A 13,983-nucleotide genomic window follows, 5' to 3' on the forward strand; every position below is an offset into this window, starting at 1 on the left:
GACGCTGATCGAGAAGGGGATATTGCCTTGCTCGCCAGGCTTCTCGGTCTCGGTGTTGCTGCCGGGCGCCACCGTTTCGCTGGAGCTGTCATCCAGCACCTTGCCGCGGATGGCGGGTTCGCATCCGCGTTCCAGGCAGGCACCCTGGGCAAGCGCGCTACCAATACCTGCCGGCATGACGAAGGCACAGCTGGCCAGCAGGAAGCCGGCACGCGTGGCGGCATCGATGCCAGCCTTGCGCAGCCCGGACTGGATGTGGGGATAGCGGGCTGCTTTCATCGGCCGGTCTCTATGCGTGTTTCGATTTCGAGCCTGTAGCGGCCGTCGACGGCCGACCAGCGTTGCGAAATCTCCTTCTCCAGTTGCTGGACGCGGCTGCGGGCGAGCTGCTCGTCGGCACCCGGTTCGATGTAGCTCAGGCGCAGCACCGACTGCTCCCTGGCCAGGACGGCGATCAGCTGATCGAGCCCTTTCTGCCATTTCGGATCGAGTGCCGTGGAACCGCGCTGGAACGCCTCGTCCTTCAGGTCGAGGCGCACCACCCGGCCGATGCGGGCGCCGAAGTTGAGCTTCGTCATCTTGCCGGCGGTCAGGCGCACCACGCGCGGATTCTCGGTCGTCAGCCGATAGCCGCTGGGCAAGGTGCGTTCGTCGAGCTTCATGATGAAGTTGGAGCCGATGCGCTTGTCCGGCAGGTCGGCGCAGGCGACATGGAAGCGCCCGTATTGATCGGTGGTGATCAGGAGCCCCCTGACGGTCACCACGCGCACTCCGGGCAGGCCGGGTTCGCCCTCGTCCTGGTAGCCGTTGCCATTCTTGTCGTCGAAGACCTTGCCGATGATGTCGCCGCAATCGAACACCGGCTCGGCGACGATCTCGACCCACGCCGAAGCTTCATCCGACAGCGGCGTGCCGCGTTCGTCCGTTGCCAGCGCCCGGTTGGTGTGCCGGCCCGGGCCAGCGGTGTTCAGCGCCAGCATCTGCAGGCGGATCTGCACCTTGGCATTCGGGCCGAAGTTGATGTTCCTGAAGATGACCTGACGGCCGGAGACCTCTGGGGTCACCGCGGTACCGTCGATGGAGGCGGAGCCGACCACGAAGCGGAAGCCGACGGGAATGGTGTCGACGATCGTCACCGGCCCGACATTGCGGGCTTCGTTGTTGGTGGCGGAGATGACGAACGGCGCCTTCTCGCCGATGCGGATCTGTCTGATCCCGGCCTGCTTGACCAGCGTCAGCGTTCCGGGTTTGCCGGTCGGCAGCGCCACCAGGGCGGTGCTGGCTGGCGAGACGATGCGCGTGCCGGAGGTGCGGTCGCCATTGGCGTAGGCTTCGCCCGTGGCGGTGTTCTTCACGCCGTCGGCTATGCCGGCCGCGGAATCGACGTCGGCGGTGCCCAGCACATAGGTGGCGCTGAACGTTGCCACGGCACCAGGGGTCAGCACGGCGACGCTTGCCGGCGAGAAGCTCGAAAGCTTGTTGGCGGCCGGCTTTCCGTTGAAAGTCGGGCCATCGTCCAGCGGCGCGACATCACGCAGCGTCGCGCTGCCGGTGTTGGTCACCTCGTAACGGTAGGTGATCTTGTCGCCCTCGCCACCGACCACGCCGTCACCATTGTCGTCGCGCAGCGCATCCGCCGTTTTCTTCAGCGCCAACGCCGGCTTGCTGTCGATCGGCACGACGGTGGGGTCGCTGTCGCCGGGCAATGTCGGGTCATCGGAGGTAGCGGTCACCGGAGGTCCGCTCGGCGGCGTGCCCGTCGCCGTCGCCTGGTTGACGACGCGACCGCTGTCGATATCGGCCTGCGTCAGCGCATAGATGGCCGTGGCGGTGCCGGCGGCGTTCGGCGCAAGCGTCGCCGGCGTCACCGCGAGCCCGGCGACGCCGATGCGGGCATCGTCGATCTTCAGGTTCGTCAAGGTGACGGTGCCGGTGTTGGTGACAGCAAAGTCGTAGGTCACCGTGTCGCCGGGATCGGTGCGGCCATTGCCATTGACGTCGACGATCTTGCCGGCGGTCTTCTTGAACGTCAGGCTCGCAGCCGACACCAGCGGCGTGGTCACGGCGCTGGGCGGACTGTCCACGGCGCCGCCAGCCGGAGACGCACCACTGGCGGTCGCCTGGTTGACGACAGAACCATTGTCGAGGTCCGCCTGCTTGATCAGATAGGTTGCCTTGAACGTGGTCGTGTCCACGGCCGCCGGCTGCAACGTCGCGATCGGGCCGCCGGTGAGCACGATATCCACCAGCGTGTCGGTGACCTTGACGTTGCGCAGCACGACATTGCCGGTGTTCTCGACACGGAAGGCGTAGACGATGGTGTCGCCCACATCCGTTCGCCCGTTGCCGTTGGTGTCCTGCACGGTCGCGGTCTTGACCAGGGTAAGCGTCGGCCGCTGCGTGGCATTCACCGTCTTCGAGGCCGGCGAGGAGGTGGTTGCGCCGTCGGTGGCGGTCGCGGTGTTGGTCACCGACCCGGCGTTGAGGTCCGCCTGGGTGACCGTATAGCTGGCCGTGCAGCTCAGCGTCCTGGTGGGCTCCAGCCCACCGGCCGGCAGGGCCGGACAGGTGACAGGCGTGATCTTGTTGTCGTCGACCGAGATCGGTTCGGTGATGGTGACATTGCCGCTGTTGGTGACGACGTAGCTGTAGGTGACCACGTCGTTGACGGCGGCATAGGGGTCGCCGGCGGTCACGTTCTTGACCAGCGTCAGGGCCGGCGACTGCACCGCGGTCACCGTCACCGTGGAAGGCGGCGAAGTGGTGGTGCCATCGGTGGCGGTCGCGGTGTTGGTCACCTTGCCCGCATTGAGGTCGGCCTGGGTGATGGTGTAGCTGGCGGTACAGGTCAGCGTCTTGTCCGGGTCCAGCCCGCCGGCCGGAAGCGCCGGGCAGCTGACCGTGTTCGGTGCGGCGATCTTGTCGTCGGCGACGCTGATCGGGCTGGTGATGGTGGTGTTGCCGCTGTTGGTGACGAGATAGCTGTAGGTGACGACATTGCCGACAGCGGTGTAGCCGTTGCCGGAGGTGGCGGATTTGACCAGCTTGAGGCCGGGCGTGCGCGAGATTGTCGTCGTGGCCGTATCGGTTTTCGAGACAGGGGCGCCGCTTGGCGGATTTGCCGTGATGGTGACGGAATTGACGCGGTCGGTGCCTGCATTGATCTGTGCCTGGTCGACGGCATAGGTCGTCGTGTAGGTCCAGATCTCGTCTATATCGAGCTTGCCGTTGCCGTTGGTGTCACCGCTCGGATTGGCGAGCGTGACGGTGGTGCCGTTCGGCAGCGTGTCGACCGGGTTGACATTGCTCAGCGAGACATTGCCGGTGTTCTCGACCGTGATCGTGTAGGTCAGCGTCGCCGGCCCGGTGATCGCCTGACGGTCGACCTCCTTCTTGACCTGCATGGCCGGCGCCTGGCTGATGGTCGTGGTCGCCGATGCGTCGACCGGGGTCGGTGTCTGCGTGCTGGTGACCGACGCGGCGTTGACCAGGCTGGTGCCGGCCTCGACGTCGGCCTGGCTGACGGCGAAGGTCGCCGTGTAGGTCCAGGTCTCGCCGACGTCGAGCACGTTGTTGGTCGAAATGCTCTCGCTTGGCGAACCGACATTGATCGGACGGGCGCCGGGCGCCAGCGTGTCGGTGACGCTGACACCGGTCAGCGACACGTTGCCGGTATTGTGCACGTCGATGGTGTAGGTCAGCGTGCCGGGTGCCGAAATCGAGGTCTTGTCGACACGCTTGGCGATGGTCAGCTTCGGTGCCGACGTGATCGTCGTCGTCGCCGAGGAACTGCCCGACAGCGCCGGCCCGCTTGGCGGATTTGCCGTGACCGTGACGGCGTTGACGCGGTCGGTGCCGGCATCGATCTGCGTCTGGTCGACGGCATAGGTCGTCGTGTAGGTCCAGACCTCACCGGTATCGAGCCTGCCGTTGCCGTTGGTGTCTCCGCTCGGATTGGCAAGCGTGACCGTGGTGCCGCTCGGCAGCGTGTCGACCGGGTTGACATTGCCAAGCGAGACGTTGCCGGTGTTCTCGACCGTGATCGTGTAGGCCAGCGTGCCGGGTGCGGAAATCGACTGGCGGTCGACCGCCTTCTTGACCAGCATGGCCGGTGCCTGGCTGATGGTCGTGGTCGCCGAGGCGTCGACCGGGGTCGGTGTCTGCGTGCTGGTGACCGAAGCGGTGTTCACCAGGCTGGTGCCGGCCTCGATGTCGGCCTGGAGGACATCAAAGGTCGCCGTGTAGGTCCAGGTTTCGCCGACATCGAGCACGTTGTTGTTCGACACGCTCTCGACCGGCGAGCCGGGGTTGATCGGACGGGCGCCGGGCGCCAGCGTGTCGGTGACGCCGACACCGGTCAGCGACACGTTGCCGGCATTGCGCACCTCGATGGTGTAGGTCAGCGTGCCGGGTGCCGAAATCGATGTCTTGTCGACGCGCTTGGCAACGGTCAGCTTCGGGGTCTTGGTGATCGTCGTCGTGGCCGAGGAACTGCCCGACAGCGCCGGTCCGCTCGGAGGATTTGCCGTGACCGTGACGGCGTTGACGCGGTCGGTGCCGGCATCGATCTGCGCCTGGTCGACGGCATAGGTCGTCGTGTAGGTCCAGGTCTCGCCGACATCGAGTCTGCCGTTGTTGTTGGCGTCTCCGCCCGGATTGGCGAGCGTGACCGTCGTGCCGTTTGGCAGCGTGTCGGTCGGGTTGACATTGCCAAGCGAGACGTTGCCGGTGTTCTTCACGGTGATCGTGTAGTTCAGCGTCGCCGGTCCGGTGATGGCCGTCGGATTGACGGTCTTCACCACTTCCATCGAGGCTGCCTGGCTGATGGTCGTGGTCGCCGAGGCGTCGACCGGGGCCGGCGTCTGCGTGCTGGTGACCGAAGCGGTGTTGACCAGGCTGGTGCCGGCGTCGATGTCGGCCTGGCCGACGGCGAAGGTCGCCGTGTAGGTCCAGGTCTCGCCGACGTCGAGCACGCCGTTGTTCGATACGCTCTCGACCGGCGCGCCGGGATTGATCGGTCGGGCGCCGGGCGCCAGCGTGTCGGTGACGCTGACACCGGTCAGCGACACGTTGCCAGCATTGTGTACTTCGATGGTGTAGGTCAGCGTGCCGGGTGCCGAGATCACGGTCTTGTCGACACGCTTGTCCACGGTCAGCCTCGGCGCCGTGGCGATCGTCGTCGTGGCGGTGTCCGTCTTCGAGACAGCGCCGCCGCCCGGCGGGTCGGCCGTGACTGTGACGGAATTGACGCGGTCGGTGCCGGCATTGATCTGCGCCTGGTCGACGGCATAGGTCGTCGTGTAGGTCCAGGTCTCGCCGACATCGAGCCTGCCGTTGCCGTTGGTGTCTCCGCCCGGGTTGGCCAGGGTGACCGTCGTGCCGTTGGGCAGCGTGTCGACCGGGGTGACGTTGCTCAGCGAGACGTTGCCGGTGTTCTCGACCGTGATGGTGTAGGTCAGCGTGCCGGGTGCGGCGATCGAATGGAGATCGACCACCTTCTCGACATGCATCGAAGCCGCCTGGCTGATGGTCGTTGTCGCCGACGCATCGACCGGGGTCGGCGTCTGCGTGCTGGTGACCGAAGCGGTGTTCACCAGGCTGGTGCCTGTGTCGATATCGGACTGGGCGACGGCGAAGGTCGCCGTGTAGGTCCAGGTCTCGCCGACGTCGAGCACGCCGTTGTTCGAAATGCTTTCGCTTGGCGAGCCGACATTGATCGGCCGTGCGCCAGGCGCCAGCGCGTCGGTGACGCCGACACCGGTCAGCGACACGTTGCCGGTGTTGCGCACGTCGATGGTGTAAGTGAGCGTGCCGGGCGCCGAAATCGAGGTCTTGTCGACACGCTTGGCGATGGTCAGCTTCGGTGTCGTCGTGATCGTCGTCGTGGCCGAGGAACTGCCTGACAGCGCCGGTCCGCCTGGCGGATTTGCCGTCACCGTGACGGAATTGACGCGATCCGTGCCGGCATTGATCTGCGCCTGGTCGACGGCATAGGTCGTCGTGTAGGTCCAGGTCTCGCCGATATCGAGCCTGCCGTTGTTGTTGGTGTCTCCGCTCGGATTGGCAAGCGTCACCGTCGTGCCGTTGGGCAGCGTGTCGGTCGGGGTGATGTTGCCCAGCGAGACGTTGCCGGTGTTCTTCACCGTGATCGTGTAGTTCAGCGTCGCCGGTGCGGAGATGGCCGTTGTATCGACGGTCTTGGCAACCGTCATCGACGGCGCCTGGCTGATGGTGGTGGTCGCGTCGGCCGTCTTGGGCGTCGGCGTCTCGGCGCTCGTCACCGAAACGGAATTGACCCGGCTGGTGCCGGCCTCGATCTCGGCCTGCGTCACGCTGTAGGTCGTCGTGTAGGTCCAGGTTTCGCCGACATCGAGCTTGCCGTCGCCGTTGACGTCTCCGGTCGGGTTGGCGAGCGTGACGGTCGTGCCGTTCGGCAGCGTGTCGACCGGCGTCACATTGCTCAGCGCGACATTGCCGGTGTTCTTCACGGTGATCGTGTAGTTCAACAGGCCGGGTGCGCTGACCGAGGCCTTGTCGACCTTCTTCTCGACAGCCAGCGAATGGAACTGGGTGATGGTCGTCGTTGCCGAATCCTGTGGCGACGGCGTCTGCGTGGTCGTGACCTGGACGGTGTTGACCAGCGTGCCGCCAGCTTCGATGGCGGCCTGGTCGACGGCGTAGGTGAAGACATAGGTCCAGGTTTCGCCGACATTGAGCACGTTGTTGGCGGAGATGCTCTCGGTGGGTGCCGGCAGCACCGCCGGGTCGCCGTTCGGCAGCGTGTCCGTGGGGGTGACGCCGGTCAGCGAGACGTTGCCGGTGTTGGTCAGCACGATGGTGTAGGTCAGCGTGCCGGGTGCCGAAATCGTCGCCTTGTCGACGGTCTTCTTGGTCGTGAAGGCGGCATTGCGGACGATCTGGGTGTCAGCCCGGCTGCTCGCCGGCGTCGGTGTCTGGGTGGTGGTGACCGAGGCCCTGTTGGTCAGCGTGGTGTTGGCAGGGTTGTCGATCGTTGCCTGGTCGACGGGATAGGCAAGGGTGTAGGTCCAGCTTTCGCCGACATCGAGCACACCGTTGGTCGTGACGCTCTCATTGGGCAATGGCAAAGTCGCCGGGTCGCCGTTCGGCAGCGTGTCGGTCACGTTCACGCCGGTCAGCGTGGTGTTGCCGGTGTTCCTGACGACGATGGTGTAGTTCAGCGTCCCCGGCGCCGAGATCGTGTTCCTGTCGACCGTCTTGGTGATCGAGACGCCAGGCGAGCGGCGTGTCGGCGGCACGGTCTTGGTGTCGGTGCCGGTGACACGCCCGGCCGACGTGTTGCCGGCCGCGGTGACGACATTGCGCAGTGCGGCCTGCTGGTCGATCTCCGCCTGGGTGACGGTGTGGGTATAGGCCGTACAGGTCGCGGTTGCGCCTGGCGCCAGCGTCTGCGGCGAGCAGCTGAGCGTCGTCGCCGGGGCGCCGTCCAGGCTGTCGGTGACGGTCAGGGCGGTGACGGTGACATTGCCGGTGTTCTTGACGGAAACACCATAGGTGATCACCTCGCCGGCGTCGGCGGTACCGTTGACGACGACGGTATCGGCGAGGCTCGCCGTCTTGGTCACGGTCAGCTGCCGCGTCTGGGCGATCGGTGTCGTCGTGCTGGAGGAATTGGTTACCGGCGGGCCGGACGGAGGCGTGCCTGTCGCGGTCGCGGTGTTGACGACCTGGCCGGCGTTGATGTCGGACTGGGTCAGCGTATAGGTGACGGCGGCGCCGCAGGACGCGGTAGCGCCCGCAGCCAGCGGTGCGACCGGACAGGTTATGGCGCCGCCGAGCAACGGATCGTTGACCGTCACCGGGTTGAGCGTGACGGTGCCGGTGTTCTTGACCGTGAAGGTGTAGGAAATGGTGTCGCCTTCGTCCGGCCCGTTGCCGTCGAGATCGTTGATCGCGCTGGCCGTCTTGGTGAGCACGATCGAGGTCGCGCCGGTGATCGGCGTGGTCGTCGTGGATGGCGGGCTGGTCACCTCGCCGCCGCTTGGCGGCCGGCCGCTGGCGGTAGCGCTGTTGTTGACGGTGCCGGAATCGATATCGGACTGGATCAGCGTATAGGTGACACTTGCCGTTCCCGTGGCGCCGGGCGCCAGCGTGGCAGGCGAAACGGCGAGATCGGTGACACCGATGCGCGCGTCATCGACATTGACCCCGGTCAACGGGACGTTGCCGGTGTTCTTGACGGTGAATGTATAGGTGATCTTGTCGCCGGCATCCTGGCGACCTGAACCATTGGCATCGACGATCGGGCCGGCGCTCTTGGTGATGGTCAGCTTCGGCGCCTGGGTTATCGGCACGGTGGCGGTGGCCGGCGGGCTGGTGACGTCGGATCCGCCTTCCGGCGGCGACCCGGTCGCCGTCGCGGTGTTCACCACCTGGCCGGCCGTGACCTCGGCCTGCGTCAGGGTGTGAGTGCCGGTGCAGGTCGCAACCGCACCGGGCGCCAATGTCGTCGGGCTGCAGACGGCGGCGGCGTCCAGCTTGGCGTCGTTGATGCGGACATTGGTCAGCGTCGTGTTGCCGCTGTTGGTGACCGTGAACGTGTAGGGGACCCGGTCGCCGGCATCCTGGGCGCCGCTGCCATTGGTATCGGCGATCGCGCCCGCGCTCTTGGCGATGGTGATGGCCGGGTTTCGCGGCGCATTGTTGAAGACGCAGGTGATGTCGTCGCCGGCAATGGGCCTTATCGTGCCTGTCCGCACGGCGCCGCCGGGCAACACCGTGGGCGAGCCCGCCTTGGCGTTGCTGCAGGTCAGGTTCGGCGCGTAGCTGCTTTGCGGGCTGGCGCTGCCGGCGGCCATCGCTTCGGAAATGGTATAGTTGGTGTTGACGGCGATGTTTGAAAGCTGCGCCTGGCCATTGACCGTCGTGCCGGCTCCCGTCGTGTTGACGTTGACCGGACCGTTGGTGCCGGCGATCGAAAGGGCGAACTGATCGCTCGCCGCCACGCGCGGACCGGCCAGCGTCTTCTGCACCGTGATACGGGCATCGTCGTCGATGATGGTGTAGGTGCCGGTGGCGGAGGGCGTGGCGCCGCAGGATTGCGTGCTGGCGATCGTGTAGCTTGCCGGATTCGGCGTGATCGTCAGCTGGATCGTTTCGTCGGGCTCGATCAGCGTGTCGTTGATGATGGCCATGCCCGTGGCGATCGGCTGGGTGCCATCATAGTTGCCGGCAGGAATGGTGACGGTGAATGTGTTTGTCCCGGATGGCGTGGTGTAGTCGGTGCCGAGCGTGGCAGTACCGCCGGTGATCTGGATCTCGACGGACGTCGGTGCGTTCAAAAGGCCCGCCACGCGCAGCGCGGGCAGGTTGGCTGTGGCGATGCTTTCCAGGCCGAACTGTTGCCGGGCACGAATTCAAGATAGGGCGTCAGCGTTATCTGGATGTTGTCGAGGAAATTGCCGGCAGTCGTGCCGCCGATGGCTTCGAAACCCAGCGTCTGGACACCAGATGGGCCGGGGAACGTGTAGGTGCCTGTCCGGTTTGCCCAGGCGGATCCCGAAACAGTTGACCTCACAATCTGCGTTCGCGTGCCATTGGCTGTCGGCGCGATGTTGAAGTCGGCGACTTCATTGCCGCCCGAGCGCGAGCGGTGGCTGAAACGGTAGGCGAACTGCTCACCGGCGACGAGGCAGACCGTCTGGTAGAGGCGCGAGGCGCGCTCGGCGTTCAGTTCGGCGAACTGGCTGCCCTCGGCTGCCGTCACGCCGTTGAACGGCGCGCGCCACAGCTCGATCAACGCGCCGGAGGCCGCCGAAGGCGAGGTGCAGTTGCCGCTGCCCTGTACGTTTGGATGTGTCGTCGACCAGCCGGGAACCGTGCCGTCCGTGACCTGGACATAACATCCGTTCGCCGCATTGGAAGGAACGAGAACGGGCTGTTCGAAGCCTTGGTTGATGAAGCTGCGCTGTACCTGCGCCTGCGAAGGCACAACGAACATCAGGACGGCGATCAGCGCGAGGAACCAAGAAACGGCGCGGGAAGCCGCCCGCTTTTCGCAGAAGCTTTCGTAAGGTCCTTTATGAACGACCTCAGCCAATTCTGCGGAATCGATCTCTTCGCGCCAAAACTTCAACCATCTCCCCCGATTTCAAATATTGGAAAACTCAATAGAAAACCCTCCCCGCAAGGCACGCCTTGCAAGGTAATATTAACAAAGGCTAATATACAGATATTCTAAAGTTTATTGTTGCCGCATTCGTCGAATCGAATAACCGCCTCAAGCTATTCGTCATCCCTCAGTATGAATAACCATTAATACTTTACAATGCGGTCTCGCGGCACATCAGGCCAAGGACAGCCCTATGTTGCATTCCAGCAACAACAGGTTGCACTGCAAGGCTTTGCAACCCAATTTCCCGATCACGGAATGCAGAAACGGTTGACCGCCCCCCGACGTCCCTCCAGCGAGCGCGACCGATACGGCTCCGCCAAGCCGCCATGGCAGGCAGAATCATTTCCCTTTGATTTAATGTTTCAGCTTTCGGAATTTCCGTTTCTCGGCTAGGCAAGTGGTGGGCAGCAAGGGGATAATCATGGCCGAAGACAAGGTTTCCAACGATCTGGTAACTGAACTTACCGCGGCAATCGTGGGTGCGTATGTCACCAAGAATCCGGTTCCGGTATCCGATTTGCCTGGCGTCATCGCCAGCGTGGCAGACAGCATCGGCAGGCTGGGACAAACTCAGGCAGAGGTCGCGCCGGAACCTCAGAAACCGGCAATTTCGATCCGGAAATCGCTCACCCACGATTATCTGATCAGCCTCGAGGACGGCCAGCAGTACCGCACGCTGAAGCGCCATCTCGGCAAGCTCGGTCTCACCCCGGAGGAATACCGCGCGAAATGGGGGCTTCCGGTCGACTACCCGATGGTCGCGCCGGCCTATGCCGCCAAGCGCTCGGAACTGGCCAAGAAGCTCGGGCTTGGCAGGAAGCCCGGCACCAAGCGCGGGCGGGGCAAGGCCAAGGGCTGAGCCGCGCGATCCCGGCGGGATACGAAAATCCGCATCCCGCCACCGGATTTGTGATCTTCTCGCGTATCGTGCCGGATAGCGGCATGTCGCATTCGCCGGCATCAGTCCCGACGCAAAATAGTGTTCACTTTCCAGAAGCGGTGAAGGCGGCGACGCAGCGGCTCGAAGGAAGCGCGGCGCATGTTGATGGCTGCCTCTCGCGGATGCCGGAGACCGGAACCGGAACGGAGAACGGTCGATTGTCGAAGTTGCGGCGGACGGGTAAACTGGGGGCAGCGAGCCGCTGGTTGCGTAGGGCCTCTGCCGGAGGCCGCGCAGAAGATTGAAAACTGTCTTCAATACGAGCGGTTCTCGAAAACGAGGGCTGAACGTATCGTGGTGTATTCGCCCTGTTGTTGGCATGGAGAACGACAATTGGCGCACGAGGACCATGAAAGCCGATATCCCACCGACCGGCTGCTGATTGCAAAGCTGGTGCTGATCGGGACTGTCGTCTGCATCGGTGTGTCCGCGATCTTCAACTACCTGCTGTCGTTCGGCGCCTTCACCCCCATACAAAAAACAACCATCACCGCATTCGCGGTGCCTGTCATCATTGGCGTGCCCGTCTTCACGTTGCTCAGCCTGAAGATCGATGAGATTCGCCGGCTCAGGAGAAAGCTGGCGCATTCGGCCAGCCATGACAGGACAACGGAGTTCTACCACGCTGACGTGTTCTCTTCCCTTGTGGATCGCCGCATCCGTGCACCGATGGGACCAACCCGCCCGCGAGGCGCTTTGCTGGTGGTCAACGCCGGCCAACTTCAGTCCACCGCGAAGCAATATGGTTTCGAATGGGCCAATGAGGCGCTGAGACAGATAGCGACGACGATCCGTGCATCGGTGCGCAAGGAGGATTTCGTCGGCCGGCTCGGCGAAACGGAGTTCGGTATATTCCTGCATCACGCCAGCGAAGAGGAAGCCCGGGACGTCGGTCAGCGCATCCGCGATGAAGTGGCCAAGGTCTTTCTCGCGCCACAGGGGAAAGCAATCGAGCTGGCCGTGCAGGTCGGCGGGATTTCCTTCGAGGACGCCACCACCGTCACCGAACTGCTGCGCGTCGCCGACAAGCAGCTCGAATCCGCCAAGCGCCAATCGGGCGGCCTGGAAATCAAGCGGCTGATCATCGACAGTTAAAGGCAGGCGCCCGCTCCGCCCGGGGGGGGGCAATCCGACATTGCAGCGCCAACCATTTCAGAGCAGCCCGTGCAGCCGCGCGGGCTGTTGACGTTTGCCCTACGGCCTGGATGCCAGGCGGCGCGAAGGACAATCGGCGCCAAGTATGGAATCCTCGCCCGCTTTCACCGCATTGGACGCGCACTTTCGCGATCACCACACTTTCATCAAGCGCTCAGAACTTTTTTGATTTTTTGATCAAACTTTCTTTACAGCGCCTTTTAGCCTCGCTTACAGTTGGCACCAGGTGTTCCACCGCGAGGTGGAATGAATCTGTGAGCCGCCAAGCCGCGTTTCCGGCACAACCGGCTTCCCAGCCGGGAGATTGAAGATGCGTCGCGTCGCCAAGCGGATATCGCAGACATCCGCCAAAAGCTTCGGCATGTATGACAAGGCGGCACGCCTTGCCGGCGAAGACCTCATTCATCTCGAGGTCGGCAGGCCACATGCCGACACGCCGGCCCACATCAAGCAGGCGACGATCGCGGCGCTCAACGCCGGCAAGGTTCATTATTCGGATCCGCGCGGCACGCTGGAACTGCGCGAAACCCTGGCCGCCAAGCTCGCCCAGCGCAACGGCATCAAGGCAGGCCCGCAGGATGTTCTGGTCACCAACGGCGTCACCCACGCCGCCTTCGTCGCCTTCATGGCGATGTTCGATCCCGGCGACGAGGTCATCCTGCTGCAGCCGCACTATCCGCAGCATGTCGGCAAGATCGAGCTGGCCGGTGCGGTGCCGGTGTTTGCGACGCTCGACGCCAAGGACAACTACACCCTCCACGCCGCGGCGATCGAGGCCAGGATCACTCCCCGCACCCGTGCGATCGTGCTGGTCAACCCGTCGAACCCGACCGGACGCGTCTACAGCCGCGTCGAACTGCAGGCGCTCGCGGATGTGGCGACACGCCATGACCTCATCGTCATTGCCGACGAAGTCTACGAGGACATCGTCTATGACGGCGCCCGGCACATCAGCATCGCCGCGCTGGACGGCATGCAGGACCGCACGGTGACGATGTTCGCCTTCACCAAATCCTACGCCATGGACGGCTGGCGCATCGGTTATCTCGCGGCACCGCAATGGCTGATGCCGGCCCTGCTCAAGATCGCCATGAACGATGTGACGCACGTCAACACCTTCGTCCAGGATGGCGCCCGCGCCGCGATCGAAGGACCGGAGGCCGTGCTCGAAGGGCTTGTCGCGGAAGACCGCGGCAAGCGCGACTTCGTGGTGCGCTCGCTCAACCAGATGCCCGGCGTGCGCTGCGCGCTGCCGCAAGGCACGATCTATGCCTTTCCCGACATCAGCGAGACCGGCATCCCGTCGCAGGAACTCGCCGACAGGATATTGCGGGAAGCGCATGTGGTGGTCGAGGCGGGAAGCTTCTACGGCGAGGCCGGCGAAGGCCATCTGCGCATCTGCTTCGGCTCGGAATCGAGCGAGCGGCTGGAAGAAGGGATGAAACGGCTGACCGCCTTTTTCAACGGGCTGTGATGACCTGCCCGCTGGGCATGTCGCGTGATCCAGGGCGAAATTCGCGGCAGACGGACCGATCAGTCGTCGCCGGGCCTCGCCCTCCACGATTTCTTGCCAGCGCGGCGAGTGCAGCAGCGCGGTGCCGTCGCGCCGATGACGCATCCTTCGGATCGCTTGACATTTATTTCGTTGCCAATACTGTTAGATTAGCTAACTATTAGATTTGCTAAATTGTTGGACCTATCCGGTCCGAGTGCAGGAGACCGGTTCCGGAAATCG

6 protein-coding genes are annotated in these 13,983 nt (G+C 64.2%); 4 read left to right on the forward strand and 2 right to left on the reverse strand.

Translation table 11 applies throughout. From position 1 onward, the window contains the following. The first annotated feature begins 27 nt into the window (after nucleotides 1–27). The gene (locus tag ACFJIU_RS23690) at nucleotides 28–318 is read left to right on the forward strand and encodes a hypothetical protein (protein ID WP_379064133.1); all 291 of its coding nucleotides are present in this window, start codon (nucleotides 28–30) and stop codon (nucleotides 316–318) included. On the opposite strand, the gene ACFJIU_RS23695 is transcribed toward ACFJIU_RS23690, so the two are convergent. Next, nucleotides 276–9,320, reverse strand: a complete 9,045-nt coding sequence (locus ACFJIU_RS23695; RefSeq protein WP_379064135.1) for a beta strand repeat-containing protein — start codon at nucleotides 9,318–9,320, stop codon at nucleotides 276–278. The two genes, ACFJIU_RS23690 and ACFJIU_RS23695, sit on opposite strands and share 43 nt — an antisense overlap. Further along, nucleotides 9,317–9,979, reverse strand: a complete 663-nt coding sequence (locus ACFJIU_RS23700; protein WP_379064137.1) for a hypothetical protein — start codon at nucleotides 9,977–9,979, stop codon at nucleotides 9,317–9,319. Before ACFJIU_RS23700 ends, ACFJIU_RS23695 begins: the two co-directional genes overlap by 4 nt. Before the next feature lie 595 nt (nucleotides 9,980–10,574). On the opposite strand from ACFJIU_RS23700, the gene ACFJIU_RS23705 reads away from it, so the two are divergent. From ACFJIU_RS23705 to ACFJIU_RS23715, 3 genes are all read left to right on the forward strand, one after another. Beyond that, a complete protein-coding gene (locus ACFJIU_RS23705; protein ID WP_379064139.1) occupies nucleotides 10,575–11,012 on the forward strand; it encodes a MucR family transcriptional regulator in 438 nt (145 codons plus the stop codon). Nucleotides 11,013–11,192: 180 nt separating this feature from the next. After that, entirely contained in the window at nucleotides 11,193–12,188 is a 996-nt protein-coding gene (locus tag ACFJIU_RS23710) for a GGDEF domain-containing protein (RefSeq protein ID WP_379064141.1), read from the forward strand. Nucleotides 12,189–12,558: 370 nt separating this feature from the next. After that, on the forward strand, nucleotides 12,559–13,722 hold the full coding sequence (locus ACFJIU_RS23715; RefSeq protein WP_379064143.1) for a pyridoxal phosphate-dependent aminotransferase: 1,164 nt from the start codon (nucleotides 12,559–12,561) through the stop codon (nucleotides 13,720–13,722). Nucleotides 13,723–13,983: the final 261 nt, after the last annotated feature.

The organism is Mesorhizobium sp. UC74_2, assembly GCF_042701485.1.
Classification (GTDB): domain Bacteria; phylum Pseudomonadota; class Alphaproteobacteria; order Rhizobiales; family Rhizobiaceae; genus Mesorhizobium.

Bases quoted from the DNA above. Each gene is read 5' to 3' on its own strand.
- ACFJIU_RS23700 (WP_379064137.1), bottom strand. From the start codon at position 9,979: ATGTTCGTTGTGCCTTCGCAGGCGCAGGTACAGCGCAGCTTCATCAAC.
- ACFJIU_RS23705 (WP_379064139.1), top strand. From the start codon at position 10,575: ATGGCCGAAGACAAGGTTTCCAACGATCTGGTAACTGAACTTACCGCG.
- ACFJIU_RS23710 (WP_379064141.1), top strand. From the start codon at position 11,193: ATGTTGATGGCTGCCTCTCGCGGATGCCGGAGACCGGAACCGGAACGG.
- ACFJIU_RS23715 (WP_379064143.1), top strand. From the start codon at position 12,559: ATGCGTCGCGTCGCCAAGCGGATATCGCAGACATCCGCCAAAAGCTTC.